The organism is Cystobacter fuscus DSM 2262, assembly GCF_000335475.2.
Classification (GTDB): domain Bacteria; phylum Myxococcota; class Myxococcia; order Myxococcales; family Myxococcaceae; genus Cystobacter; species Cystobacter fuscus.
Genome location: NZ_ANAH02000028.1, coordinates 106,849 through 133,771, shown reverse-complemented (window position 1 = coordinate 133,771; position 26,923 = coordinate 106,849). Strand labels below are relative to the sequence as shown.

The window sequence follows — 26,923 nt, the reverse complement described above, 5'->3', positions numbered from 1 at the left end:
GGGCAATGCAGGGCCTCTTGACGGGCAGCCCGCCGATGACGGGCGCATGGGTGGTTCTCCGCATGAGAACCCTCCATTGAGAAACATCACCGGAGACGAATCAACCGCCCGTCCGGGGAACGCGCACGGTGAACGTCGTGCCCTCCTCGCACGTGGAGCGCACGTCGAGCGTGCCCCCGTGCGCATCCACGAGGTGCTTCACGATGTAGAGCCCGAGCCCCACGCTGCGGCCGGCCTTGTCCACCTCGGTGGTGGCGCGCTGGAAGGGTTGGAAGAGCCGCTCCATCTGTCCGGGCGCGATGGGCTGGCCCTCGTTGTGGACGGAGAGCACCAGGGCCTCCTCCACGCCTCGGGACTCCACCCGCACGGGCGTTCCCTCCGGGCTGTACTTCAGGGCGTTGGTGACCAGGTTCTGCATCACCTGGGCGATCCGGTCCGCGTCCCATTCACCCTGGCCACAGCCCTCGCGCACCCACCGCACCTCGCGGCCCGGATGGGCCACCTCCACCTCGTCGAGCACGCCTCGCACCACCTCGTGCATGTCCACCCGCTGGCGCTCGAGCAGGATGCCGCCGCCCAGACGCGCCTGGGTGAAGTCGAGCAGATCCCGGATCATCCGGATGGCGCGCTCGACCGAGCCCTGGATGCGCTCCACGCCCCGGGTCTGCCCTTCGTCCAGGCCGCCGCGGCGCAGCAGACTCCGGGTGGTCAGGAGGATGGCGTTGAGGGGATTGCGCAAGTCATGGCTGACCATGCCCACCAGGTGTTGCTCGAAGTCGGCGCGGCGTTGCAGCTCCTGCTGGGCCTGCCGCGACTCGTGCACGTCCGCCGACAGGCCCACCCACTTCACCACCCGGCCCGCGTCGTCCCGGACGGGCACGCCCCGCACGAGGTGCCACCGGTAGCTCCCATCCCGGCCCCGCACCAGGTGCTCCACCTGGAGGGGTGCTTCCTCCTTCATCGCGCGCGACCAGGTCTCCAGCGAGCGCGCCCGATGGTCCGGGTGGATGATGGAGAGAAAGCCCATGCCCAGCAGTGCGTCCACGGCAAGGCCCGTGAGGCCCGGCAGCGCGCCATTCACGTAGATGAGACCGTGGGGGGGCTCGGCCATCCACACCGTCTCGGGCAGGGCCTCGGCGAGCGTGCGGAACTGCCGCTCACTCGCCTCGAGCCGGGCCTCCACCTGCTTGCGCTCGGTGATGTCGAGCAAGGAGACCACCACGCCCGTGGGTGTCACGCCGTCGGGCCCGAAGATGGGCTGGGCGTTGACGCACAACCACACCAGCCGCCCGTTGGGCTGGTGCACGCCCAGCTCCGCCCCGGTGACGGCCCGCCCGGTGCGCAGCGCCACGAGGGCCGGCAGTTCCTCCGCCGGGCAGGGACGGCCATCCCCGTGGAGCGAGCCCCAGCGCGGATCCTGCGCCGCCCGTCCCACCATCTCCAGGGAAGAGAGGCCCAGCAGTCTCTCGGCGCTCTGGTTGGCGAGCAGCACCCGGCCCTGGTCATCATGGAGGATGATGCCCTCCAGGAGCGCCGAGATGACGGCCCGGAAGTGCTCCTCTCGCTCGCACAGGTTCGCGATGGAGACCTCGAGCTCCCGCCCACAGCGCAGCAGCTCCCACTCCCTCTCCAGGTGGCGCTCGTCGCGCACGGGCTCCCCGCCAGGACGCGAGGGGGAGCGCACCGTGGGCATCTTCCGGGACGATTCCAGCAGGTCGCGCACCCGGGCCCGCAGCAGGTGCGGCTCGACGGGCCTGGCGACACAGTCCACCGCGCCCACCTCCTCGCCCTCCGTCAGGAAGAGGAGCGGGACATGACGGGTGCGCTCCAGCGCCTGGATGAACAGCGCCGTCTCCCGGCCATCCAGCCCGGGCATCCGCGCGGCCAACAGGATGCACGCGAAGTCCTCGACGAGGATCTTCTTGAGGGCCTCCTGGCCGGAGAGGGCCCGCACCAGACGTTGGCCGAGCGGCGCGAGGCTGGCCTCCAGCGCCGCGAGTTGCTCCGGGTTGTCATCGACGAGGAGAATGCCCGGGTGTGGCGCGTTCACGCCCCGCCATCCCTCTGCTGGCCCGGACTCGGAGGCTGTCCACCCCCGCGCCATCCCGTTGCCCCCTGGCTTGCGCTCCGGGTGGGGGTCATGCACTGTCGGTGTGATGATCCGACCGAAGCGGGAAGCATTGACGGCGGCGGCCTTCGCGGGATTCGGCGAGGTGGTGGAAGTGCCCGAGCAGGGCGGGCGCCTCATCAACAGCGGCACGGCCTGGCGCTTCGATGACGTGGCGGACCTGGCGCTCGACAAGAATGGCGGACGCGCGCTGCTGAGCCTCTTCCGCGTCCAACCCGCGCGCCTGCCGTTGCGCTGCACCGGGCTGGAACGCCATCCGGTGTCCTCCCAGCTCTTCCTACCCATTGGAGGCCGGCCCTTTCTCGTCGTGGTGGCCCATGGCCGTGATGCTCCAGACCCCGCGACCCTGCGGGTGTTCGTCACCAACGGACATCAGGGAGTGAACTACGCGCCGGGCACCTGGCATCACCCGGCCATCGCCCTGGACACGGTGACGGACTTCCTCGTGCTGGGCCGCGCGGATGCACGGCCGGACGACAACTGCGACGAGCTGCCCTTCCCCGGCGAGGCCGTCGTCGAGATCTCCTGAGCCCTAACGGGGCACGAGCGTGAGGCGCGTCTGGGACAGCACCCGGCCCCGCGCATCCGAGAAGCTCGCGCGCACCTCCAGGGGTCCGGACAGCCAGCCGCCCTGGACCGGGGTGCTGTAGGGCAGCGGCACATCCACCCCCGCGGCGACCTCCGTCTCGCCGCCCTCCGCCGGGAAGAAGCGCAGGGGCTCGCCCGAGTCGGAGAACGTCTCCACCGTGAGCAGCGCCGCCTCGGGCGCCGTGTAGCTGAACTGCACCGCGCTCCCCTCGCCACACGCCAGCGTCTCGCCGGAGCGAGCCTCCTCACGCACGTCGCCCTCCGGCCCCACGCAGAAGGCCCGGACGCCCCAGGCGCTCGGCACCGCGCTTCCACGCGCGCTCCACTCGGCGTCCGGAGCGGCGCGCAAGCGAGGCACCACCAGCACCACCGCCACCGAGGCCAGCGCCAGGCCCGCCAGCGACGGCACCCAGAACGAGGGCAGCGAGAAGCGCCGACGACGCGCGGGCACGGGAGCCCGGACGGGCTGGGGCGCCCCGGACAGCCGCGCGAACAACTCCCGCTCCAACAGGGCCTGCCGGTTGGTGGGCAGCGCGCGTTGCTCCAGCGCCGACTCCACGCGCGCCAGCCGCTCGTAGGCCTCGCGGCACTCGCCACACCCGGCCACGTGCGCGCGCAGCCGGACGAAGCCCTCCGCGTCCAGCGTCTGCTCGAAGAGCGCCCGCAGCGCCTGCTTCGCCTGTCGGTCTCCACACGTCGTCATCACTGGTCCCGCCGCTTGAGGAAACTCCACCCCTTCACCTCCAACCCCTCCAGGTAGCCGCGCGCCTGCAGGAACTCGAGCAGCCGCGTCTTCAACCCCAACTCCCGGCGCCGCACCTGGATGCGCGTCAGGCCCAGGCGCTCGGCCGCGCCCTCCTGCGCGATGCCCTCCTCGCCGAAGCGCAGCTCGAAGAGCTGACGCTCCTCCGCCGACAGCTCCGTCTTGAAGCGCGCGAGCAGCTCCTCCACCTCCCGGTCCTCCCAGGCCCGCGCCAGCCCCTCGCCCTCCTCCGGCACCTCGCCCACCTGCTCGAAGGGCTCCAACCCCACCGCCACCTCGCGCCGCCGCGACTGCTCCAGCAGCACGTTGCGCGCGATCCCCACGAGGAAGTGCCCATAGGGGCGCACCCCGTCATAGGCCCCGCGCGTCCTCGGCTCGAAGGCCCGGGCGAAGGTCTCCAGCACCGTGTTCTCCACCTCCCACGCCCCACCCTGGTCTCGCGCCCGCCAGACCATGCCCCGCAGCACCCGCGCCAACGCCTCCGCGTGGGCCCGGTACACCCGTCCCATCGTCTCCGGGTCCCCGTCCCGAAAGGCCTGCAACGTCCGTGTGTCCCACTCCATCCCTCGGCGACTTACCGTGCCCGGCCTCCCGCGTCACCCCTGACGCTCTCTCCCTGTTGCGCGTGGACACCTGGATTGGATCGTCCCCCCGCGAGAAAAAACGCCCGCCCGCTCGCCAGCTCACACCGGCCTGTCTTCATGACACGGGGTCACTTGCCCCGCCCCCTACCTCCCAGGGACACTCCGCGCGCATGCGATTGCTCCGATGCGCTCTGGTGATGGGGTGGGCGACGCTCCTGGTTGGAACCGCCGCGAGTGCCGCGCCCGAGCGCGTCACCTACGCGCTCATCATCGCCAACAACATCGGGACCGAGCCCCGACAGGCCCCGCTGCGCTACGCCGATGACGACGGGGCGCGCTACTACGAGCTGCTCTCCCCACGCGCGAAGGAGACGGTGCTGCTGAGCGTCCTGGACGCCGAGACGCAGGCGCTGCGCCCGGGACTCGCCGCCCGCACGGCGCCTCCCACCCGCGCCTCGCTCCAGCAGGCGCTCGGCCGGCTCAATGCGCGCATGGCCGAGGACAAGGCACGCGGCGACATCCCGGTGCTCTACTTCATCTTCACGGGCCACGGGCAACGGGGCTCCGCTGGCGAGGGCGCGGTGAGCCTGCTGGATGGGGCCTTCACCCGCACGGAGCTCTACAACCGGGTGCTCGCGCCGAGCCAGGCGTCGTTCATCCACCTCATCGTGGACGCATGTGACTCGTACTTCCTCGTCCACTCGCGCGGCGCCCTGCCCGTGGCCCCTGCCCGGTGGGAGGCGGTGCGCGAGCGGCTGGCCATGCGCGAGCTGGCGCGCTACCCACATGTGGGCGCCGTGCTGTCCACCTCGCGCGAGCAGGAGAGCCACGAGTGGAGCGCCATCCGCTCGGGCGTCTTCAGCCACCAGGTGTTGTCGGCGCTCTCGGGCGCCGCGGACGTCAACGCGGACGGGCGGGTGGAGTACTCGGAGTTGCAGGCCTTCATCGCCGCGGCCAACCAGGGCGTGGACGACGTGCGCGGCCGGCTGGAGGTGTCCATCCAACCGCCCGCGCTCGACCGGGCGGCGCCGCTGGTGGACCTGAGCCACCGCGCGGGCCTGGGCTTCCTCCTGCTGACGCCGGGACTGGAGGGCCGCGTGTGGGTGGAGGACGCGCGGGGCATCCGGGTGGCGGAGCTGAACAAGGAGCGCGAGCGCTCGCTGGTGCTGGGGCTGCCCCCCGGCCAGGGCTACTTCCTGCGCGCCCCGGGACGCGAGGCCCCCTTCCAGCTCGCCCGTGCGGGCGTGGTGGTGGACGCCAGGGGCCTCACCTGGCGCGAGCAGTCCTTCGCGGCACGCGGCGCCCTGGAGGACACCTTCCGGGACAAGCTCTTCTCCGTGCCCTTCGGGCCCCACTTCTACGAGGGCTACATGGCCAGCCTCGGAGAGTCCCCCGTGGCCCCCGAGCAACAGGCGGACCTCACCCCATGAGCCTCGTGGCGCTGGCGCTGGCGCTCACGCTGGCCCAGACCCCCTGCCGGGGTGAGCGCGTGGTGCTCGTGCCCTTCCAGCCCGTGGCGTTGTCGACGGCCGAGGCCCGGCGGGCGGAGGACCTCGTGCGCCGCACGGTGGAGACGCTTCCCGGCGCGTGCCTGGAGTCGCGGGCGGACACGGTGGCGCGGATGCGGGCACGGGGGGGCCGGCTCGCCAGCTGCTCGGACGCGGCGTGCCGGGGAGCGCAGGTGCTGGCGCTCGGCGCGCAGCGGCTCGTGCGCGGCGTGGCGCTCGGCGTGGGCGGAACGCGCAGCGTGGCGCTCACCCTGGTGGACCGCGAGGGCCTGGAGTCCCACGCCACCCTGGAGCTCTCCCCGGCCGAAGCGGTGTCCGGCCCGGACGAGGCCCGGGCCCGCGAGGCCCTCGGCGGCCTGTGGACGGCGCGGACGGGGCGCCGCGTGGACGAGCGCCCGGCGAGGGTGCTGCCCACGGTGATGGTGACCGCGGGAGGCGTGGCGCTCGCGGTGGGCGTGGGCTTCGGGCTCGCCGCGCGCCAGAGCCAGAAGACCCTGTCCACCGGCGGCGCGGACTGTGGGGGCGAGGGCCAGGTGTTCCGCGAGTGCTTCGCCGCGCGGCTGCGGGAGGGACGCTCGCGGGCCACCACGGCCAACGTGCTGCTGGGCGCGGGCGCGTTGCTCGGGGCGGGAGGAACCGTCCTCTTCCTCTGGGAGTTGCCATGAGCCGGTGGGTGCCAGGAGCGGCGTTGCGCCTCTCGTTGTTCGTCTCGTTGCTCCCCTCGTTTCTCCTTTCCACGTCCGCGTGCGTCTTCGTGCCGGACCTCTCGCGCTTTCCCCCCTGTGATGACCAGGGAGGGTGTCCGGCGGGCTCCTCGTGCCTCGGCCCCGAGCGCATCTGCCTGCCGGACTGTGGTGCGCGGGGGCCGTGCCTCCCCGAGGTACCGGCGGGAGACGACGGAGGCACACCTCCCCCGGCGCAACAGGGCGACGCGGGAGTCGACCCCCTCCTGCTCGAGGAGGAGACCCTGGGCGATGGCGTGGAGGGGGTGGACTACGCCTTCCAGTTCCGGGCCCGGGGCGGCACGCCGCCCTACACCTTCTCGACCCGGGGCGAGCTGCCTCCGGGCCTGCGGCTCGATGGGGGCATCCTGTCCGGCAAGCCGACGACGACGGGGGAGTTCCAGTTCACGCTCGGGCTGGTGGACCGGGAGGCACGCTCCACCGAGCGCGCGTTCTCCGTGCGCATCCATGCTCCCTTGATCCTGGCCGGACCGGGCGTGCTCGCGGACTTCCCCAAGGGGGAGACCTATACGGAACAGCTGTCGGCGCTGGGAGGCCGGTCGCCCTACCGCTTCGAACTCGTGCAGCCCAACTCACTCCCCGCGGGCCTCGTCCTGAGCGCCAACGGGTACGTCCAGGGAAAATCGAGCGCCACGGGCAACTCCTTCGACGTCCGGGTGACGGATGACGCCCGGCCTCCCCAGACGGTCACCCTCCTGCTGCAACTCACCGCCAGCTCCTGCTCGCTCACCTGCATCCGCACCCGCTCCGTGCCCGCGGGGAAGGTAGGCGTGAGCTACGACTACTCCATGCAGATCACCTCCCCCTACTCCGGCAACTGGAAGGTGGAGCCCGGTGGAGTGCTCCCTCCGGGCATCGCGCTCGACTCGTCCACGGGCCGGCTCTCCGGCACTCCCACCGCCACCGCGAAGGGCAACAGCTACGACTTCACCCTCTCCCGCACGGATCTCTTCGACACCGTGAAGTCCCCGCCTCTGAGGCTCCAGGTCCACTGAGCGGAAACCGCCCGGAAAAAACTTTTTGAATCCGCGCGATCCAATCCGGGAGGGTTTTCCCAATTAATCCATGAAGGCGCGATGGCGCGGCGGGGAACTCCCTCCCCGGCCCAGCGCGGCTCTTCCCTCGACCCGGAGAAAACCCATGATCAGCTCCCTCAAGCGTTTCCTCGTTGGCGCGGCGTTCACCAGCATGGCCCTGCCGAGCATGGCGATGGCCGGCACCACGTGCGTGTACGTGCTGGGCCACACGCCGGGTGGCACGGTGACCACGCCCGCGGTGCCCATCTACGTCCCCGCCAGCGAGGCGCTGACGGAGCCCGTGCGCGTGCACCTGGACGAGACGGCGCAGACCATCCTCGGCTACTCGCTGAACCTCCCCGGCCTGGACCTGGGCACCGAGGGCACGCCGCTGTTCTCCCTCCCGGAGATCAACGAGGAAATCCCGAGCCTCAGCCTCACCATCCCGGCGGTGGACCTCACGCGCTACCGCTGCGTGGATGTCACGGGCGCGACCGTGCCGGCCATCCCCTACTACATCCCCGCGTCGGCGATCCTCCTGCCGGGCGGCTTCGTGGACGTGGGCGCCATCTACTTCAACATCACCGGCCACGAGCTGACGGTGCCGGGCAAGCTGTTCACCTTCGACGGCAAGCAGATCATCTTCCCCGCGCAGAGCGGCAGCACGCCCAGCATCCCGGTGACCACGCCGGACCTGAGCGTCACGTTCAACGTGAACAACGCCACCGTGCTGGTGCACTACCTGCAGCCCCTCTGAGTCCGGGCCGCGCGCCCGCTCCGCGCTCCCATGCCCGTGGCTCATGCTACGGGCCGCTTCACGACCGTGCCGCCGGGGCGCCCCTGGCGATGGCACGCCGCGTCGTCCACAATGCGGGTCGCAGTTCTCCCGACCCCCGTGGTGGACCCCCATGAACAACTCCGCACCCCTGCCTCCCATGCCCCCAGGCCATTGGCTCTGGGGCCACCTCCCCGAGCGCACCAGCGATCCACTCGGCCTCTATCTGCGCGGCCGTGCGCTGCTGGGAGACGTGGTGCGCTTTCGCATGGGGCCCATCTACGTGGAGCAGCTCACGCACCCGGATCACGTCAAGTACGTGCTCGCGGACGCGCCCGCGCGCTACACCAAGGGCCCCATCTTCCACAAGACGCGCCCGCTGGTGGGCAACGGCCTGGTGACGTCCGAGGGCGACTTCTGGAAGCGCCAGCGCCGGCTCGCCCAGCCCTCCTTCCACCGCGAGCGCCTGGCGGGGCTCACGGGCGTGATGACGGAGACGGCCGCCGAGGTGCTCGAGCAGTGGGAGCCCCGGGTGAAGGCGGGTGAGCCCGTGCCCGTCTTCACGGAGATGATGCGGCTGACGTTGCAGGTGGTGGTGCGCGCGCTCTTCGGGGTGGACGTGGCCGCGCACACGAAGGAGCTGGGCGAGGCGTTCACCACCGCGCTGGAGATCACCAACGAGCGCATCATCTCCCCGCTGCCCTACAAGCCGTGGCTCTACCGGATTCCCACCGCGAAGAACCTGGCCTTCCAGCGCTCCATGGTGCCGCTCAACCGCATCGTCGAGGGCATCATCGCCCAGCGCCGGGCGCGGGGGCCGGCGGGGGAGTCGCAGGACCTGCTCGGCATGCTGATGGCCGCGCGCGACGCGGACACGGGAGACACCTTCGACGACGTGCAGCTGCGCGACGAGGTGATGACACTGCTGCTCGCGGGCCACGAGACGACGGCCACCGCGCTCGCGTGGGCGTTCCACCTGCTGGAGAAGAACCCGGAGCAGGAGGCGCTCCTGCACGAGGAGGTGGACCGCGTGCTCGGCGGGCGCACCCCCACGCTCGAGGACGTGCCGAAGCTGCGCTACACCAACTGCGTGTTCGAGGAGACGCTGCGCCTCTACCCCCCCATCTGGGCCATTCCGCGCGTGGCGGAGGAGGAGGACGTGGTGGGCGGCTACCGGATTCCCAAGGGGGACCTGGTGCTGCTGGTGCCCTACGTCACCCACCGCCACCCGGACTTCTGGCCCGACCCGGAGCGCTTCGAGCCCACGCGCTTCCTGCCGGAGAACAGCAAGCAGAGGCCGCGCTGGGCCTACCTGCCCTACGGTGGCGGACAGCGCCAGTGCATCGGCAACAACTTCGCGATGATGGAGGCGCAGTTCATCCTCGCCATGGTGGCCCAGCGCTTCCGCCTGCGAGGCACCGGCGCCCCCGTCACCGCGGATGCCCACGTCACCCTGCGGCCGCACGGCACCATGCCCATGCACGCCACGCGCCGCGAGAAGCAACCCCAGCTGCAGAGCGCGTGAAGCCGGGAGCGCGGCCTTCCCCCGGCCGCGCTCCCCCCTCCGGCGGCTCAGGTCCCGCAGTCGACGCCGCAGCTGTCGGCGGTGTAACCCGTGCCCTTGCGCTCACCCACCTGGCACACGCCATCACCGCAGACATTCACGTCCGAGAGGCGGATGCGGGTGGTGAGCGGCTTGTACGTCACACCGTTGTAGGTGCACTCGCTGTAGAAGTTGCCATTGGGCTCCAGCTGGCAGTGATCCAGGCACTGACCGATGCGCTGTATCTGGGTGCAGGCCGGGCTGCTCGCCGTGCCCAGGCCGAGCAGGCCGCACGGCCGCGGGGTGCTCTGCTCGGGCGACAGCGCGTCCATGTGGTTGCCGGCGAAGAGCACCGCACCGCCCGGGACGAAGAGGTTGCCGAAGAAACACGCCTCGCGCTGGGCGAAGCTCATGAGTTCCTGACGCGTGAAGGGGATGGTGCCGCCCGACGCGTCCTGGCCCAGCACGGAGATGGGGACATGCACCCCATAGTTGTTGGCGTGGGCCGCCAGACACGCGGAGATGACCTGCTGCTCGTCCACGGTGGCCGGACTGCCGCCCGACCAGAGGGGAGCCAATCCCATGCCGCCTTCCCAGACATGGCGTACTCCCGTGGTCGGATTGACGAAGACACGAACCTGGCCCTCGGGCACCGCGCAGCGCACCAGGTACTTCATCAACGCTTCATGGCCCGCCAGGTTGCCGCCATCGGCGCTGTTGAACCAGGCGATGAAGTCCGCGTCGTTCAAGCCATTGAGCGACAGCCCATTGAGCGACAGCCCATTGAGCGACAACCCATTGAGCGACAGCCCATTGAGCGACAATCCATTGTCTTCCTGAAACGTTTGCGACTTCGACTCCAGGACCTGCATCTCGTCGGGCGGTTGCTCCACGCCACATGCCACGACGGCAATCAATGACAGCACCAACGACAATCGACACGTCACCCCCCGTGACGCAGCCCCACGCCCGGCCATCCCGCTCCAAAGACTCCTGAAAGACGTGAACCCCATGGCGCAACCTCCGGCTCACGGCCATCTGGGTCTCACCAGGGGGCCGTGACCGCAGAATGCGGATGTACGGCCTTCCTTGCATCCACCGGAACTCAAGAAAAGCCTTAGCGGTGCGAGGTTTGACATCCAGCCCGTATAGCGCCAGACGTTCCCGAAAGGGCGCGTCGGGTCTTCAACAGACAGGCACGACCACGTGTCTGACGAAACCAAATGCCATACATGGCGTCTCAGCGCTCGGAGACGGTGCGTTCAAGCGCGCCAGCGAACGCGAGCAGGGCCGCCGCGGTGGAATGCGCATCACCCACGGCACCATCGGACCGCTGACACGCGGCGAGCAATGCCAGGAGGGACTCATGCGCGCCTCCTCCGGACTCCCCCACACACTGAAGGCAGAAGACCACTTCGGCCGCCAGGTCCAGGTCCATGCCCTCGATGAGTTCGGGCGTGGCCGCCAGCAATTCCTCCGTCCACGCGCTGGCGTCCGGGGCTCGCGGCGGGGAGCGCAGGTAGCGCGTGTCCAACAAGAACAGGTGGGTGAGCCAGTAGAGGTCCGCCCGGCGCGACACGCCGCGAAACACCCGCTCGGGGATGGACAAGCGCACGTCCACACCCCGCGTGGCGGCGATTTCACCCAGCAGCCACCCATGAAGCCCATACCCCTCGTCATCCAGGTGCAGCAGGTAGTCACGCAGCGCCGCGGGTGCCAGGGGAGCAGTCGACAAATCGCGCTCGCCCCGCACGTACCAGGCATCCACCCGGGACATGCCCACCTCCGGGGGCAACCCGGCGGGAAACTCCAGGGACACCCCCGTGAGAGCCTCCACCGCCTCCTCCACGCGGGCGCCCAGCCCCCAGCGCGCGAAGACCCCCGGGGCGTGACCTTCCAGCATGTGCAGCGTCAGCGCGCGCAGCGCCCGGGACGCATCGTCCTCCCCGGCCGTCAGCGCGAGGAACGCGCCCAGGGCTCGCTCCGCTTCCCGCTCCCGCGCCGGAGGCGGAGCCTCGGAAGGTCCCGGCAGCCGCAGGAGGGCCAGCGCTTCCGGGTTGAAGACGAAGGAGCCCGGCCCCGCCCCGGGCAGCACCCGGCCCGCGGCCGCCACGGCCCGCCGGGCGTGGGTATAGCGCTCCCGGAAGGTGCGGCCCGACACCTCCACGCGGTACGCATCCAGCCGGCGGGCGCCGGTGCGCTCGGCGAGCGTCGCCTGGTGTCCGCTCTTGAAGCAGAGGACGAGCGGAGCGTCCGGAAGCGGCGTCTGGTCCTGGCCGGGCCGGGCGGCCGCGCGCCGCAGCTCCTCGTGGACCTCCTCGGGAGCACGCGACACGGCCCGCTCGGTGGACACGGCCGTCTTGGTGCACACATAGCCCACCCGCCCCTCCAGCCCCGCCCGCAGCACGTCGTCCCCCGAGACGAACACGGCGGGTACCCCTGCCTCCGCCGCCAGCGCCAGCACGAGCTCCGCCTCGGACAGCGTCCGGCCCGCGCACGTCCAGACACACAGCGGCCCCCCGGTATGCGCGCCAAAGCCCCCCGTCCCGGCCGCCGCGTGCATGCCCACGCACGCCACCGCCTGGACGTCCTCGAGCCACGAGGGCGCGAAGGGATCCTCCCCGGAGCACGGCTCGGCCCCGGGATGGAGTGCCTCCCCGCCTGGGAAGGGAACAGTGGAGCACGAGGCATCGCTCACCCACACGCGCTCGAAGCCCGCCGACAGCAGGCCCTCCACGGCGGCGTTCACCTCGGCCATCATCCAGGCCCGGGCCTGGGCGGCCCCTGGAGCCCCCGGAAGGAGCGCTCCGAGGGTGTCCACCCCCGCCACCCCCACCACGTCCACGACGAGCCACGCCCCGCGTCCGGTCATCCCTGCCTCCTGGACGCCAGGATGCCGTGGCCCGATGCTCAGTGGGAGACACCTTCCGGCCAGGCGGCCCTCCCCCCCGTTTCGTCACGAGCCCCCTTGACCCCGGGCCTTATAAGGAGGATGGCGGTGTTTTGGCCGGGGGCTGACCGCCCCCGACCTTCCATCTTCCCTGCTGGTACGCCCATGAAGACCGAGTACGAGCGTCATGCCTCCGCGAGGATGTTCGAGAACGACTTCCTCGAAGCCGCTTCGAAGATCCATCCCGCCACCCCCTTCGCCTTCTACATCCCGCTCATCTCGGGCCTGTTGGCCTGGGCCCTGTGGAGCGGGACGACCCAGGTGAAACAGGTCCTCCTGTTCGCCCCCCTGGGCTACCTCACGTGGTGCTTCATGGAGTACACGCTGCACCGCCACCTCTTCCACTGGGAGGGCAACGGTCCGCTCACCCGGCGCTTCCACGCCATCATCCATGGCTACCACCACACGTACCCGGATGATCCGCAGCGGTTGGTGATGCCGCTGGGCGCGAGCATCCCGCTGGCCATCGTGATCGCCGGGCTGTTGTGGCTGGTGGGCCGGCCGGACGCCACCATTCCCTACTTCGTCGGCATCGTCGCGGGCTACCTCGCGTACGACTACCTGCACTGGGCGGTGCACTACAAGAAGCCGTGGACGGCCTGGGGCAAGGCCCTGCGGGCGCACCACATGGCGCACCACTTCGCCTGCCCGGACAAGAACTACGGCATCAGCCACCGGTGGATCGACTCGCTGGTGGGCTCGCTGCGCGTGCGCGAGCAGGCCGCCAGGCCCGAGGCCTCCTCCAGCACGGCGGAGTAGTCCCGGCGGCTCGAGCGGGCGGGAGCCAGGGCCCGCCCTGCCCCGGCGGCTAGCGGGTGCCGAAGAGCCGGTCGCCCGCGTCGCCCAGGCCCGGCACGATGTAGCCGTGCTCGTTGAGCTTCTCGTCCACCGCGGCGGTGATGACGTGCACGTCCGGGTGGTGCTCGCGCAGGTTGGCCAGGCCCTCGGGGCAGGCCAACAGGCACATGAAGCGCAGACTGCCCGGCTTGCTGCGCTTGATGCGGGTGAGCGCCGCCACCGCCGAGTTGCCCGTGGCGAGCATCGGATCGCACACGATGACGTCGCGGTCCGAGAGCTGGTGGGGCACCTTGTAATAGTACTCCACCGCCGAGAGCGTCTTCGGGTCGCGGTACAGGCCGATGTGGCCGATGCGGGCGCTCGGCACCAGTTGCAGCATGCCATCCAGGATGCCCTGGCCCGCGCGCAGGATGGCCACCAGCACCAGCTTCTTGCCCTCGAGCACCGGCGCGTTCATCTGCGCCATCGGCGTCTCGATGGTCTCCTCCGTCAGCTTCAAATCCCGCGTCGCCTCATAGGCGAGCAGCAGGGAGATCTCCTGGAGCAGCGCACGGAAGGACGCCGTGCTCGTGTCCTTGCGGCGCATCAGCGTCAGCTTGTGCTTCACCAGTGGGTGGTCCACCACCGTGCAGTTGTCCGCGTATTTCATCGCGCTCTCCCCTTCCCTCTTTCCATTGAAACTCAGAACACGGTTCCGTCGCTCTCGATGCGGATGGGTGGCGGGCCCCCCGGGCGTTTCTGGGCGGCCAGCTTCCGGCCCGCGCTCCACGTGCCGCCCTGGAGCACCTTGGCCAGCGGGAGTTGCTCGGCCGTCATCCCGAGCCGCTCGCGCACGCGCTCGCCCACCTCGTCCAGCAGCGCCACCGTCAGCGCCCGCCACTCCACGATGGGCTCCGAACCCGGCTGGTACGCGTCCGTGAGCAGCCGCTCGTCCCGGGGCACCAGCACGCCCCCGTCCACCAGCAGCCCGCCGTTGCGGTACTCGGGCAGTCCGGTGAGCGCCTCCAGTCCCGTCACCTGGAGGCCGCCTTCCTCCAGCGGCTCCAGCATCGAGTAGGTGAGCCACTGCGACAGCTTGTGGAAGGGCACCAGGGAGTCGGAATGATCCAGGGCCCCCAGCGCCGAGTGCGGCCACACGTCGCCCAGGTTCACCCCATCCAGGGTGATGCGGCCCGGCCAGATGGGACCCAGCGACTGGAGCACCTGCCCCAGCACCTGCGTCGCCGACACCTGCCGCCGGCCATGGACCGCGAGGCGATCGAAGAGCGACCCGGGCCTGGGCATCACCCGGCCCAGGCCGTGCAGCAGCTCGAGCCGTCCCTCCAGGCCCTCGAGCGGATTGTCCTCCGTCACCTGGAAGCCCTCCGCGAGCGCCTCGAGGCTCAAGTGGCGCAGGCCCTCGGCGTCCGCGCGCAGGGGCTGGGAGGGATCCGAGGAGAACGCGCCCGCGAGGAACATGCGGAAGCTGGCCACGGCGAGGCCCTCGGAGCGCGCGTAGGTGCCGCCACCGGGCTCCTGGTACTTCCACCGGGGCCCGCTGCCCGCGTCCAGGAGCACGCTGGTGACCACCAGATCCAACTTCGCCCGGGCGCGCTCGGCGGGAGGCAGCGGGGCCAGCCGCGCCTCCAGCTCCGCGTTGCGCCGGATGCCGCCCACGTCGAAGTGGCCCCAGCGGCTGTGCACCGGGATGTCGAGCGAGGGATAGGCCTCGCGTGTCACCTCCAGCACGTAGTCCGCCACGGCGGGCAGCCGCGCCGTGTCCACGCGGAAGTGCTCGAGCCGGCCCGCGAGCCCCAGCTCCAGCAGGGCCCGGCACCGCTCGCGGATGGCGAGGGGGCCGAGCAGATAGGAGACGGCGGCCGCGGGCGCCTCAGGCATCGAGCGCCCTGCCCTTCACCGCCTGCAGTTCCGCCTCGCTGGCCACCTTGCCGGTGGTGAAGTAGCCGGCGGCCTTCTTCGCCTCCATCTCCACCTGGGCGTCCGCGGGGATGAGCGAATCCGGAATCGGCACGCGCTCGAGGATTTCGATGCCCGAGTTGACGATGGCGTCGTGCTTCATGTCGCTCATGGACACGAAGCGGTGGATGCGGGTGATGCCCAGCCAGTGCAGCGAGTCCGGCATCAGCTCCTGGAAGCGCATGTCCTGCACGCCCGCCACGCACTCGGTGCGGTGGAAGTAGGTGGCGGCCGAGTCACCGCCCTCCTGGCGCTTGCGCGCGTTGTACACGAGGAACTTCGTCACCTCGCCGAGCGCGCGGCCCTCCTTGCGCGAGTAGGCGATGACGCCCGCGCCGCCCTCCTGCGCCGTCTGGATGCAGACTTCAATCCCGTGCGTGAGGTAGGGCCGGCAGGTGCAGATGTCGCTGCCGAACACGTCCGAGCCATTGCACTCGTCGTGCACGCGCACCGCGAGCGGGATGTCGGGGTTGGGAATGGTGTCCATCTCCCCGAAGAAGTAGAGCGTCTGGCCGCCGATGGGCGGCAGGAAGACGTCCAGATCCGAGCGGGTGATGAGCTCGGGGAACATGCCGCCCGTCTGCTCGAAGAGGCCGCGGCGCAGCGCCGCCTCGGTCAGCCCGAAGCGCTTGGCGATTCCCGGCAGGTACCACACCGGCTCGATGGCGGCCTTCACCACGGTCACGTCGCCGTTGGCGCAGAGGATCTTCCCATCCGGCTTGAGGCGGCCCGCGGTGATGGCGTCGCGCAGTTCCGGCATGTTGATGTGCGCGCGGGTGATGGCGATGGAGGGCCGGATGTCCATGCCCTGCTGCACGTAGGTCTGGAAGGCCTGCGGCGCCACGGCGCCCCACGGATCCAGGGACACGATGCGGTTGGGGTCCCCCCAGGACTTGTGGGGGCCCACCTGCACGGCGGGCGCCGTGTTGGTGAGGTCCGCGCGGTGGTCCTGCGTGAGCTGGCCCGCGGCCACGGCGATGGCGCGGTAGATGGCGTAGGAGCCCGAGTGCGTGCCGACGACGTTGCGGTGCGCGGGCTCGGTCAGCGTGGCGATGACGGGGCCCCGGCGCAGGGGGTCCGGGTCTCCCCAGCGGATGGGGAGGACCTGCGTGTCGCTGTCGGGGTGGGACGTGAGACGAATGTGGTTGCTGACCTTCTTGTCGGGCATGACTCGCCCTCCTTGGAACTCGAGATGCGAAAGGCGTGCGTCAGCTCATCCAGCTGCCGTCGGTGCGGTTGCTCCACTTCCGGGTGACCTTCTTGAGGTCCGTCCAGAAGCCGAGGCTCGCGACACCGGTGATGTCGCCATGACCGAACTTGGACTCGCCGGTGCCGCCGAAGGAGAAGGGCTCGCGGGGCACGGGCACGCCCACGTTGACGCCCACCATGCCCACGCGCGCGCCCTCCACCACCGCCTGCGCCACCGCGCCGTTGGTGGTGAAGATGGAGGCCGCGTTGCCATAGGGCGAGGCGTTCTCCACCTCGAGCGCCGCGGACAGCGTGGGCACACGCACGATGGACAGCACCGGGCCGAACAGCTCGCGCTGCGCCGCCTCCATGTCCGGGCGCACCCCGTCGAGGATGGTGGGGCCGAGCCAGTGGCCCCCCGCCCATTTCTCGCCCGCGGGACGCTGGCCACGCCCATCCAGCACCACCCGCGCGCCGGCCTTCTCCGCCGTGGCGATGGCCGTCTCCAGCCGCGTGAGGCTCGCCCGGTCGATGATCGCCCCCATGCCGGGGCCGCACTCCAGCCGCGAGGCGCGCTCGCGCACCTGCTCGATGATGTGATCCACGTTGCCCACCGCGAGCATCACGCTCCCCGCCATGCAGCGCTGGCCCGCGCACCCGGTGAAGGAGTCCACCACGGCCTGCGAGGTGAGGGCCTCGTCGGCGTCCGGCGCGACGATGAGGTGGTTCTTCGCGGCACCGAGCGCCAGCACGCGCTTGCCCCGCGCGCTGCCTTCCGAGTACACGCGCCGCGCCACCGCGGTCGAGCCCACGAAGGCCACCGCGCGCACGTCCGGATGGGCCACCAGGGCCTCCACCGCCTCGCGTCCGCCGTGCACCACGGAGAACACGCCGCGCGGCAGGCCCGCCTCCACCAGGAGTTCCCCGAGCGCGCACGCCGTGAGCGGCACCTTCTCCGAGGGCTTGAGGATGAAGCAGTTGCCCACCGTGAGCGCGATGGGAATCATCCACATCGGCACCATGGCGGGGAAGTTGAACGGGGTGATGCCCGCCACCACGCCCAGGGGCTCGCGACGGAACTCGCAGGTGATGCCGCGGCTCACCTCCATGGCGCCGCCGGCGTCCAGGTTCTGCAACGACAGCGCGAAGTCACACACCTCCAGGCCCTTGAGCAGACCCGCGCGCGCCTCGGCCACCGTCTTGCCCGCCTCGCTCGCGGCCAGGTGCGACAGGCGCTCCAGGTGGGACTCGAGCAGCGAGCGGAAGCGCGCCATGAGCGTGGTGCGCTCGCGCAGGGGCATGGCGCGCCAGCCGGGCGCCGCCGCCCGCGCCGCCTCCACCGCCTGGGCCACCCCCGCCTCGGACGTCATCGGCACCCGGCCGATGACCCCTCCGGTATAGGGACTGCGCACCTCGGCGAGCGGAACGTCTCGCGGAACGAGCCACTCGCCACCCACGAGGTTGCGACAGGTAATGAGGCTCTCGGGCAACTGGACGAAGGACATGCATTCCCCCACGGCGACGAGGATGTCTGGAAATCGCAGCCTAGCAGGAGGTCCAGCCCGACCTGAAATCCACCCCGGATCCGGGCCCCTGAGAGGTATGTTAACCGACAGCCTCCCGTCCCGCGGGGCATGCCCGGCATCGGCTCGTGCACGCTCCCCTGGCCTGCCGCCAGACAAGGGCCCCGTCCCCCCCCGGGGCTCGTCACCACCGCACGGGCAGGGTCTCGAAGCCTCGCACCAGCGGACCGTGGCGCTTGAGCCGGGGCGGGCGCTCCTCGTCCAGGCGCAGGCCGGGGAACTCCTCCAGCAGCACCTCGAGGACGCACTCCAACTGGTGACGGATGAGCCCCGCGTCCAGACGGTGGTGCAGCCCGAAGCCAAACGTCACGTGCTTCTGCCGGGCGGCGTCCCGGTGGAGATCGAAGCGCTCCGGCGTGGTGAAGACCTGGGAATCCCGATTGGCGGTGGCCACGTCCAGGAACACCACCTCGCCCGGTCGCAGGGTGCGCCCACGCAGCGTGAGGGTCTCCCCGACGGCGCGGTACAGCACGGGCCGCGCGGGCTGGAAGCGCAGCGCCTCCTCCACGGCCGGGCGGATCCTCGAGCGATCCACCCGGAGCATGCGCCAGAGCTCGGGACGCGCGAGGACCTCATGCAACACATTGCCGAGCTGATCCGTCACGAACCCGAGCTCGCAGACGAGCAGCAGGGCGAGCGTGGACACCCGCTGCACCGCGGTGCGCGCTCCCGGCTGCTCGACCTGGAGCATCCGGCTGAGCAGATCCCCGCCGGGAGCCCGGCGCCGCTCCTCGAGCAGGGGGGTGAGCCAGGAGAGAAAGCCACGCGCCGCCCCCAGGGCCGCCCGCGCCAGGGCGCCCCGATCCGCGTCCGCGGCCGGTGAGTGGAAGTCCGCGAGCTGCCATGCCCAGGCGAGGAAGGGCTCCCGGTCCCGCTCGGCGAGGGCGAACACCTCCGCGAGCACGAGCGCGGGCAGGGGCGCGCACACGGCCCGCACCACGTCCATCCGGTCCTGCCCTCCCCGCCGCACCAACCGCGTCGCGAGGCCGCGGATGACCGGACGACAGGCGTCGAGCACCTGGGGCGTGAAGCCCGGAGCGGCCTGACGGCGCAGCGGCGTGGCCTCGCGCCCATCCCACGGATGCGCGGCGAACGTCTCGCGCAAGGCCCCGGCCAGCTCGGGGCTCAGCCCCCGCAGCCGCACGTCGAGCACATCCTCATACGAGGCTCCCAGCCTCGAGTCGCGCAGGCAGCCCAGCACGTCCTCGTGCCCGCGGATGATCCAGCCCCGTGACGCCTCCGACCAGGTCACCGGCTCCTCTTCCCCCAGCGCCCGGCGCGGCGTCGGATCGAACAGGGTCTCGCTCTCGAGCGGACTGGAGTGGGGCTGACGGGCCGCAATCGACATGGTCTTCCTCGCTGGCATCCATCGGGGTTTTCACAGAACTCGCCTGCTAGTCGGCTAATCCTTGAATGTATTGATTTGATTGCATGGGCCGGGCCAGGAGGGGAAATCCCCCTCGGGAAAGCAAGGCGACGGTAAAGCGATGAGCGTGGCTGTAACCGGGGAGCTCCGGACGTGGGTCCATGAACAACTGCCCCCCCCAGCAGGGCAGCTTGAGGCGGAGTGGAGGAGGACCCAGCGGGTCATATGTCACCCCGAGGGTGGGCACTCGGAGGAGGACATGGCGGGTGGTGGACGGAGAAGGGGGCTGGGAGGGGGGTTGCGCGAGGAATCCCGTGGGCAGGGGCTGGACGGGTGTCGGAGTGGGGACAGTCGCGTCCCCACGGGAGGCGGGTGTCACGCAACCCATGCCCCCGTCGCGGAAGGGGGGGTGTCAGAGGCAGGGGTCATAGTCCCGGCCTGCTGGCGCCCTCGGGCCAGACGAGACCCCATGTCCCACTACCGCCTCGCGCACGGTGACGCCGTCGAATGGCTCCGGACCCTCCCGGCGGCCTCGGTCGATCTCGTCATCACGGATCCCGCCTACGAGTCCCTGGAGAAGCACCGCGCGGTGGGCACCACGACGCGCCTCAAGCGGGGCAAGGGCTCGACCAACGCCTGGTTCCCCATCTTCCCGAACGCGCGCTTCCCGGAGCTGTTCCAGGGGCTGTGGCGGGTGATGAAGCGCGACTCGCACTTCTATCTCTTCTGTGACGCGGAGACGATGTTCATCGCCCGGCCGCTCGCGGAGGCCGCGGGCTTCCGGTTCTGGAAGCCGCTCGTGTGGGACAAGCAGCACATTGGAATGGGCTACCACTACCGGGCGCGCTACGAGTTCATCCTCTTCTTCGAGAAGGGCCGGCGGCGCTTGAGCGACCTGGGCGTGGCGGACGTGCTGAGCGTGCCGCGCATCCACCGGGGCTACCCGACGGAGAAGCCCGCCGGCTTGAGCGAGGTGCTCATCCGCCAGAGCAGCGAGCCCGGGGACGTGGTGGTGGACCCGTTCATGGGCTCGGGCTCGGTGGGCGTGGCGGCGGCGCGGCTCGGCCGGGACTTCCTCGGCACGGACATCTGTGTGGAGGCGCGGGTGCTCACCGAGGCGCGCCTGCGCGCGGAAGGAGCGCGGCCCGAGGCGCACGCCGAGCCCCCGCGGTTCATGCTCCAGAGCGGCTGAGGGGTTGAGCGGCTCACCGCGCGCCACCCCGGCCGCCCCGTCCGGAGAGGGAGGCCAGGACGGCGAACAACTCGAGCGGATCCACGGGCTTGGGCACGTGGCTGTTGAAGCCGGCGCGCAGCACCCGTGTGCGGTCCTCCGCGAGAGCGAAGGCGGTGAGGGCCGCCGCGGGGATGCCGCCTCCGGCTTCCAGGGGAAGGGAGCGCACCCACCGGATGAGGGCCTCGCCCTCGCCTCCCGGCCCTTCCAGGTCGGACAGCAGGACGTCGGGGGACAGGCGCGCGAGCGCCTCCAGGGCCTCGCGGGCGGAGGCGGCCACCGAGACACGGGCCTGACAGGACTCCAGCCACGTGCGCAGCAGCTCCCGGGTGTCCGCGTCCTCCTCCACCACGAGCACGTGCAGGCCGACGAGTTCGGGAGGACAGGACTCGGAGGCCCGAGCCCGCTCCAGCCGCGTGTCGCCGGGGAGCGGGGTGTTCGCCCGGCGTGAGGACGAGGCCTCGGGCAGGTCCACCGTGAAGGTGGCCCCCCGGCCCACGCCCTCGCTGGCGACGGCCACCGTGCCCCCATGCATCTCCACCAGGTGGCGCACGATGGACAGGCCCAGGCCGAGCCCGCCGAACCTGCGCGTGGTGCTGCCATCGGCCTGACGGAAGCGCTCGAAGACATGCGGCAGGAAGTCCGGGGAAATGCCCTCGCCGGTGTCCGTCACGGTGAGGTGCACCAACGCGCCGCGCCGCGCCATCTCCACCCACACCTGGCCCGACGGGGGCGTGAACTTCACCGCGTTGGCGAGCAGGTTCCACGCCACCTGTTGCAGCCGCTGCGCGTCGCCCATCACCCGGCACGAGGCGTCGAGCACGAGCCGCACCTGGATGTTCTTCGCATCCGCGGCGGGGCGCACCACCTCGAGCGCCTGCGCCACCACGGACGAGAACTCCACCGGCACCACGTCCAGCTTGAGCTTGCCCAACATGATGCGGCTCACGTCGAGCAGATCCTCGATGAGCTGGGCCTGGGCGCGTGCGTTGCGCTCCACGGTCTCCAGGGCGCGCTCGCGCTTGTCCCCGGACAGGCCGCCCATGCGCAACAGGCGCACCCAGCCGAGCATGGCGGTGAGGGGGGTGCGCAGCTCATGGCTCACCGTGGCGAGGAATTCATCCTTGAGGCGGCTGGCCTCCTCGGCGGCGGTGCGCGCGGCCTTCTCTCCGGCGAACAGGCGCGCGGCGTCCTCCTCGGCGCGCAGCCGCTCCAGCCCCAGGGCGATGCTGTCCGCGGCGTGATGGAGGGTGTCGAGGCAGCCCTGGGTGAAGGGGTTGCGTGCCACCACCACCACCACGCCCAGCGTCTTGTTCCCCACGCGCAGCGGATGGCCCACGAAGCCCCCCAGGCCCTCGCGCTCCACCCACTCCAGTTCCGCCTCCCGCGCCCCCTCCCCCGGGGGGGTGAACACGACGGGTGTGTGCGTCCGGGCCAGACGGCCCACCAGCAGCGGCGCGCCGAGCGGCACCTGGCCGAACAGCTCCTCGGGCGGAGCGCACGTGCCCGCGCTGGCCTCGGGCACGAGCAGCTCCACGGACTCCTCGAGCAACCACACCCGGGCGAGCGCCGCGTCCAGGTGCCGGGACAGGGCCTCGACACACCGCCCCAGCATGTCCCGCCGGTGCGTGCCCCGGGTGAGCGCCAGCCCCACGTCCGCCATCAACTGGCCGAGGCGGGCCTGGCGCGACAGCACCGCCTCCACCTCCTTCTGCGCGGAGATGTCCTGCATCACGCCCACCATGCGCACCGGCCGGCCCGAGGCGTCATGGGAGACGTGGCCCCGGTCCACCACGTGGGTGTAGCGGCCATCCTTGCGGCGGAAGCGGAACTCCTCCTGCCAGCGCCGCGCCCCCGAGTGGACGGCGATCTCGATGCCCCGCTTCACGCGCTCACGGTCCTCGGGGTGGATGGCCTTCTCCCACCAGAAGACGTCCTGGCGGATCTCCTCCCTCGAGTAGCCGAAGAGCGTCTCCACGGCGTCGTTCCACTGCACCACGTGGGTGAGCAGGTCCCAATCCCAGACGGCGTCCGAGGTGGCCAGGGTGGCCAGGCGGTAGCGCTCCTCGGACTGACGCAGCGCCACCTCGGCGCGCTCGCGCTCGAGCGTGCCCTGGGCCTCGCGCAGGGCGCGCTCGACACTGGGCACCAGGCGCTCGAGCCGGTCCTTGAGGACGTAGTCCGTGGCGCCGCTCTTGAGCAGCTCGATGGCCCGGTCCTCGCCCAGCGCGCCCGAGACGAAGAGGAAGGGCGTGTCGGGGCAGGCCTGGCGCGCCGTGGCGAGCGCGTCGGTGCCGCCAAAGCCCGGGACACTGTAGTCGCAGAGGATGACATCGAAGCGCTCACGGCCGAGCGCGGCGGTGAACGCCTCCTGGGTGTCCACCCGCACCACGTGAGCCTTCAGGCCTCCGTCCTCCAGGCGGGCCTGGATGAGCTCGGCGTCCAGCGCGCTGTCCTCCAGCATCAGCACGGCGAGCGGGCGCCCCGTCCTGGACGGAGCCCGCGCGGAGTCCTCCGGGTCCGGGACGCGCATCAGTGGCTGTCCTTGCGCACCGTGCCCGGAGGTGGCTCGTTGAGGATGGCCCAGAACAGTCCCAGCTCCTTGAGCGCGGAGGTGAAGGCGTTGAAGCCCACGGGCTTCACCACGTAGGCGTTGACGCCCAGACCATAGGCGCGCTTGAGGTCCGGCTCCTCCCGGGACGAAGTGAGCATCACCACGGGAATCGTCTTGAGCTCGGGATCGCCCTTGAGCCGGGCGAGCACCTCGAGGCCATTCAACTTGGGCAGCTTCAGGTCCAGCAGCACCACCGCCGGGTGCTCCTCGCCCCGTGCCGTGAAGGACCCGCGGCGGAAGAGGTAGTCGATCGCCTGCTGGCCGTCCTTGACCACGTCCACCTCGTTGGCCAGGTGCGTCTCCTCGAGGGCGGCGAGGGTCAACTGCACGTCGTTGTCACTGTCCTCGACGAGAAGGATTCGCTTGAGGTTGCTCATGTCGTGGAGGTCTCCGCTTCGGGCGGGCTCGCCTTGGGCAGGGTGAAATGGAAGGTGGCTCCCTCGTCCACGGCCCCCTCGGCCCAGACGCGGCCACCGTGTCGGGAGATGATGCGTCGCACGTTCGCCAGGCCGATTCCCGTTCCCTCGAACTGTTCGGACGTGTGCAGGCGTTGGAAGACGCCGAAGAGCTTGTCCACGTACTGCATCTCGAAGCCCACGCCATTGTCGCGCACGTGGATGACCACCTCGCGGGGGGATTGCTCGGCGTACAGCTCGATGAGGGCCTCGCTCCGGGGCCGCGTGTACTTGAGGCAGTTGGACAGCAGGTTCTTGAGGACCAGCCGCAAGAGCGCGGGGTCTCCCAGCACCAGGGGCAGGGGCGCCACGTGCCAGAGCACCCGGCGCCCCTCGGCCTCGGGAGCCAGCTCCGCGCGCAGGTCGTCCACCAGGGGCACCAGGTCCACCCGGCTGCGCTTGAGCTCGCCCCGCCCCAGGCGGCTGAAGGCGAGCAGATCATCCACGAGCTGGCCGCCCTTCTGGGCCGACTCCATGATGGTGCGCAGGTAGCGTCGCGACTTGTCGTCGAGGCCCCCTCCGGCGCTCTTCCCGAGCAGCTCGGCGAAGCCCAGGATGTGGCGCAGCGGCGCGCGCAGGTCGTGGCTCACCGAGTAGCTGAAGCTCTCCAGCTCCTGGTTGGACTCCTGGAGCTGGGCGGTGCGCTCGATCACCTTGAGCTCGAGCTGCGCGTTGAGCTGACGGACCTGCTCCTCGTTGGCGCGGCGCAGCCGGGAGATCTCCAGCCGGGCGCCCACGCGCGCCAGCAGCTCGCGCGCGGAGAAGGGCTTGATGAGGTAGTCATCGGCGCCCGCCTCCAGGCCCTCCACGTGCGCCTCCTCGCCGGCACGGGCGGACAGCATGATGACGGGCACCGAGCGCGTGCGCTCCTCGGCCCGGAGCGCGCGCAGGAGCCCGAAGCCATCCAGCCCCGGCATCATCACGTCCGTGAGGACCAGCTCGGGCGGCTCGCGCAGCGCGGCTTCCAGGGCCCGCCGGCCATCCGCCACCGCCTCCACCCGCCAGCGCTCGCCCAGCAGCCGGGAGACGTACTCGCGCATGTCCGCGTTGTCGTCGGCGAGCAGGATGCGGGCGCCCCCGGTGGGCAGGGGTTGGGCGCGCTCCCCAGGGGACGCGGGGACCGGCGCGGAGGACGGCCCACCCTCGGCGCCCACCCAGCGCAGCGCTTCCTCGACATAGGCGTCGGCCCGGGAGTTCGTCGGGGCGAGCGCGCGGGGAGCCCCGAGGCGCTCGGGCGGCAGGTGCGCGTGCCCCATGGGCAGCGAGACGAAGAAGGAGGTGCCCTCGCCCAGGGTGCTCTCGGCCCGGACGGAGCCGCCATGCAGCGCCACGAGCTCGCGCACCAGCGCCAGGCCGATGCCACTGCCCTCGTGGGTGCGCGAGCGCGCGCCCTGGACGCGATGGAAGCGCTCGAAGAGCCTGGGCATCGACTCGGGCGGGATGCCGGTGCCCGTGTCGCGGATGGTGAGCTCCACGTGCGTGCCCCGGGCCTCCAGGCGCACGGAGATCTCCCCGGCGAACGTGAACTTGAGCGCGTTGGAGAGGAGATTGAGCACGATCTTCTCCCACATGTCGCGGTCGACGTAGACGGGCGCGGGCAGCGGCGCGCACTCCACGCCCAGGCGCAGTCCGGCGCGCTCCACCGCCGAGCGGAAGGTGCTCGCCAGCTCGCGCGTCAGCTCCGCCAGGTCCATGGGGACGAAGGAGGCCTCGATGCGGCCCGCCTCGATGCGGCTGAAGTCGAGCAGCGTGTTGACCAGCTTCAACAACCGCAGCTCGTTGCGGTGGACCATCTCCAGCGCCGGGCCGCGCAGCACCGGGTCCGACGACGCGAGCGCGTCCTCGGTGGGACCGAGCATCAGCGTGAGCGGCGTGCGGAACTCGTGACTCACGTTGGAGAAGAAGACCGTTTTGGCCCGGTCCAGCTCCGCGAGCGCCTCGGCCCGCTTGCGCTCGATCTCGAACGCCGTGGCGGTCGACACGGCACGGGCCACGAGCGCCGCCGCGCGCTCGGCGAACTGGAGGTAGTCCTCGTCGACGGCCCGGCGGGGGCTGGCGCCCATGAGGAGGAACCCGGACGCCTCGCCCGCTCCACCCGGCAGGAAGGGGGCCACCAGCGCCGTGTTCGTGGGCTCCGGCCAGTTGCCACCGGGGGGAGCGAAGCCGAGCCGCTCGGACAGTCCCCCCACCTGCTGCACACGGCCCGAGTTCCGGGCCTCGGCCAGGGGCCAGGGAGCGTGCGGCCCTTCCTCCACCGGAAGCCGCGCGGGGAAGGAGCCCGCGGGAAGTCCCGCCTCCGCGACGAGCCGCGCGTCGGAGTACCCGTCCTCCACGAGGTAGAGCGCACAGAAGGTCACGTCCGCGAGTGACGAGCCCAGCGTGCTCGCGGCCAGGGTGCAGGCATCCCGGGCCGAGCGCGCCAGGACCACCCGCTCCCCCAGCTCGCGCAGCACCTGGTTGCGCCGCGCGTTGATGACCCGGTAGGTCGTCTCCATCACCGCGTTGAAGATGCCTTCGACCCGGCCGCTCTCACCCCGGATGGGGCTGAGGGAGTAGTTGAAGTAGCACTCCTCGGTGTACCCATGGCGGTGCATGAGCAGGAGGCTGTCCTCGAGGTACGTCGCCTCGCCGGTCGCCATCACCCGCGCGAACGACTCGCCGACGGAGTCCCAGATCTCCGGCCACACCTCGCGCCCGCCCCGGCCGAGCGCCCACGGGTGCTTGCCTCCGGCGATGGGGGCGTAGCCGTCGTTGTACAGCATCACGTATTCCGAGCCCCAGTAGAGGTTGATGGGGAAGCCCGAGCCCAGGCAGATGCTGATGGCCGAGCGCAGGCTCTGGGGCCAGGACTCGATGGGACCCAGGGGAGTCTTCGACCAGTCCAGGGCGCGCAGCAGCGCCCCCGTGTCGCCTCCTCCCGAGAGGACCTCCGCGGCGGAGGTGCGCTCGCGCGAGGAGGCCTCGCTGGCGGACGCCTTCATCGGGACATCTCCCGCCGGCCGGGAAGCTGCTCGGTCCACACCATCACGCATTTCCTTTCCGGACACACCCCGGAGCCTGTCCGCCAGCGCATCCGCGCACCACCACCCGTGCCTCGCATCATCCCCCGTGTCGGGTCACGAAGAGAATCCTGG

Annotated in this window: 21 protein-coding genes; 8 read left to right on the top strand and 13 right to left on the bottom strand. The window is 71.1% G+C overall.

What is annotated here, in order from left to right; all coding sequences use genetic code 11:
- Positions 1–100 precede the first annotated feature (100 nt).
- Positions 101–2,050 (bottom strand): hybrid sensor histidine kinase/response regulator, encoded by a 1,950-nt coding sequence (locus D187_RS50850; RefSeq protein ID WP_002628584.1) that lies wholly within the window; start codon positions 2,048–2,050, stop codon positions 101–103.
- A gap of 106 nt (positions 2,051–2,156) precedes the next feature.
- Between D187_RS50850 and D187_RS35230 the strand changes: the two genes are divergently transcribed.
- The gene (locus D187_RS35230) at positions 2,157–2,657 is read left to right on the top strand and encodes an ureidoglycolate lyase (protein ID WP_043433001.1); all 501 of its coding nucleotides are present in this window, start codon (positions 2,157–2,159) and stop codon (positions 2,655–2,657) included.
- 3 nt (positions 2,658–2,660) lie between these two features.
- Here the strand turns inward: D187_RS35230 and D187_RS35225 are convergent, their stop codons facing one another.
- Entirely contained in the window at positions 2,661–3,419 is a 759-nt protein-coding gene (locus D187_RS35225; RefSeq protein ID WP_043432999.1) for a hypothetical protein, read from the bottom strand.
- Positions 3,419–4,021 carry an RNA polymerase sigma factor gene (locus tag D187_RS35220; RefSeq protein ID WP_245591903.1) on the bottom strand — a complete coding sequence of 201 codons (603 nt, stop codon included), beginning with the start codon at positions 4,019–4,021 and terminating at the stop codon, positions 3,419–3,421. The genes D187_RS35225 and D187_RS35220 overlap by 1 nt, the downstream gene beginning before the upstream one ends.
- Before the next feature lie 212 nt (positions 4,022–4,233).
- Here D187_RS35220 and D187_RS35215 point away from each other — a divergent pair, with 212 nt between their 5' ends.
- The 5 genes from D187_RS35215 to D187_RS35195 all read left to right on the top strand — a co-directional run bounded on the left by D187_RS35215 (position 4,234) and on the right by D187_RS35195 (position 9,630).
- Positions 4,234–5,493, top strand: a complete 1,260-nt coding sequence (locus D187_RS35215) for a caspase family protein (protein WP_002628588.1) — start codon at positions 4,234–4,236, stop codon at positions 5,491–5,493.
- Positions 5,490–6,236, top strand: coding sequence for a hypothetical protein (locus D187_RS55725; RefSeq protein ID WP_002628589.1), 747 nt, complete (start codon positions 5,490–5,492; stop codon positions 6,234–6,236). The genes D187_RS35215 and D187_RS55725 overlap by 4 nt, the downstream gene beginning before the upstream one ends.
- Positions 6,233–7,309, top strand: coding sequence for an Ig domain-containing protein (locus D187_RS35205; protein WP_002628590.1), 1,077 nt, complete (start codon positions 6,233–6,235; stop codon positions 7,307–7,309). The genes D187_RS55725 and D187_RS35205 overlap by 4 nt, the downstream gene beginning before the upstream one ends.
- A 145-nt stretch (positions 7,310–7,454) precedes the next feature.
- Positions 7,455–8,087: a hypothetical protein gene (locus D187_RS35200; RefSeq protein WP_002628591.1), complete on the top strand. Its 633-nt coding sequence runs from the start codon at positions 7,455–7,457 to the stop codon at positions 8,085–8,087.
- 151 nt (positions 8,088–8,238) lie between these two features.
- On the top strand, positions 8,239–9,630 hold the full coding sequence (locus D187_RS35195) for a cytochrome P450 (RefSeq protein WP_002628593.1): 1,392 nt from the start codon (positions 8,239–8,241) through the stop codon (positions 9,628–9,630).
- A 47-nt stretch (positions 9,631–9,677) separates the two neighbouring features.
- On the opposite strand, the gene D187_RS35190 is transcribed toward D187_RS35195, so the two are convergent.
- On the bottom strand, positions 9,678–10,574 hold the full coding sequence (locus tag D187_RS35190; RefSeq protein WP_002628594.1) for a hypothetical protein: 897 nt from the start codon (positions 10,572–10,574) through the stop codon (positions 9,678–9,680).
- A gap of 314 nt (positions 10,575–10,888) precedes the next feature.
- A complete protein-coding gene (locus D187_RS35185) occupies positions 10,889–12,520 on the bottom strand; it encodes a DUF6895 family protein (protein ID WP_002628595.1) in 1,632 nt (543 codons plus the stop codon).
- 183 nt (positions 12,521–12,703) lie between these two features.
- Here D187_RS35185 and D187_RS35180 point away from each other — a divergent pair, with 183 nt between their 5' ends.
- Complete coding sequence (locus D187_RS35180) at positions 12,704–13,357, top strand: sterol desaturase family protein (protein ID WP_002628596.1); 654 nt, start codon at positions 12,704–12,706, stop codon at positions 13,355–13,357.
- 49 nt (positions 13,358–13,406) lie between these two features.
- Here D187_RS35180 and upp read toward each other — a convergent pair whose 3' ends face one another.
- The 5 genes from upp to D187_RS35155 all read right to left on the bottom strand — a co-directional run bounded on the left by upp (position 13,407) and on the right by D187_RS35155 (position 19,471).
- Positions 13,407–14,045, bottom strand: coding sequence for a uracil phosphoribosyltransferase (gene upp / locus D187_RS35175; RefSeq protein ID WP_002628597.1), 639 nt, complete (start codon positions 14,043–14,045; stop codon positions 13,407–13,409).
- 32 nt (positions 14,046–14,077) lie between these two features.
- Positions 14,078–15,274, bottom strand: coding sequence for a URC4/urg3 family protein (locus tag D187_RS35170; protein WP_002628598.1), 1,197 nt, complete (start codon positions 15,272–15,274; stop codon positions 14,078–14,080).
- Complete coding sequence (locus D187_RS35165; RefSeq protein WP_002628599.1) at positions 15,267–16,520, bottom strand: GTP cyclohydrolase II; 1,254 nt, start codon at positions 16,518–16,520, stop codon at positions 15,267–15,269. Before D187_RS35165 ends, D187_RS35170 begins: the two co-directional genes overlap by 8 nt.
- Before the next feature lie 40 nt (positions 16,521–16,560).
- A complete protein-coding gene (gene mmsA, locus D187_RS35160) occupies positions 16,561–18,045 on the bottom strand; it encodes a CoA-acylating methylmalonate-semialdehyde dehydrogenase (protein ID WP_002628600.1) in 1,485 nt (494 codons plus the stop codon).
- Positions 18,046–18,247: 202 nt separating this feature from the next.
- Positions 18,248–19,471 (bottom strand): cytochrome P450, encoded by a 1,224-nt coding sequence (locus D187_RS35155; RefSeq protein WP_002628601.1) that lies wholly within the window; start codon positions 19,469–19,471, stop codon positions 18,248–18,250.
- Positions 19,472–19,958: 487 nt separating this feature from the next.
- Here D187_RS35155 and D187_RS35150 point away from each other — a divergent pair, with 487 nt between their 5' ends.
- Positions 19,959–20,681: a DNA-methyltransferase gene (locus tag D187_RS35150; protein ID WP_002628602.1), complete on the top strand. Its 723-nt coding sequence runs from the start codon at positions 19,959–19,961 to the stop codon at positions 20,679–20,681.
- A gap of 13 nt (positions 20,682–20,694) precedes the next feature.
- Here the strand turns inward: D187_RS35150 and D187_RS50845 are convergent, their stop codons facing one another.
- From D187_RS50845 to D187_RS35135, 3 genes are read right to left on the bottom strand one after another with little or no spacing between them, the layout of a single operon-like run.
- Positions 20,695–23,253 carry an ATP-binding protein gene (locus D187_RS50845; RefSeq protein WP_002628603.1) on the bottom strand — a complete coding sequence of 853 codons (2,559 nt, stop codon included), beginning with the start codon at positions 23,251–23,253 and terminating at the stop codon, positions 20,695–20,697.
- Positions 23,253–23,711 carry a response regulator gene (locus tag D187_RS35140; protein WP_002628604.1) on the bottom strand — a complete coding sequence of 153 codons (459 nt, stop codon included), beginning with the start codon at positions 23,709–23,711 and terminating at the stop codon, positions 23,253–23,255. Before D187_RS35140 ends, D187_RS50845 begins: the two co-directional genes overlap by 1 nt.
- The gene (locus D187_RS35135) at positions 23,708–26,770 is read right to left on the bottom strand and encodes an ATP-binding protein (protein ID WP_002628605.1); all 3,063 of its coding nucleotides are present in this window, start codon (positions 26,768–26,770) and stop codon (positions 23,708–23,710) included. Before D187_RS35135 ends, D187_RS35140 begins: the two co-directional genes overlap by 4 nt.
- Positions 26,771–26,923: the final 153 nt, after the last annotated feature.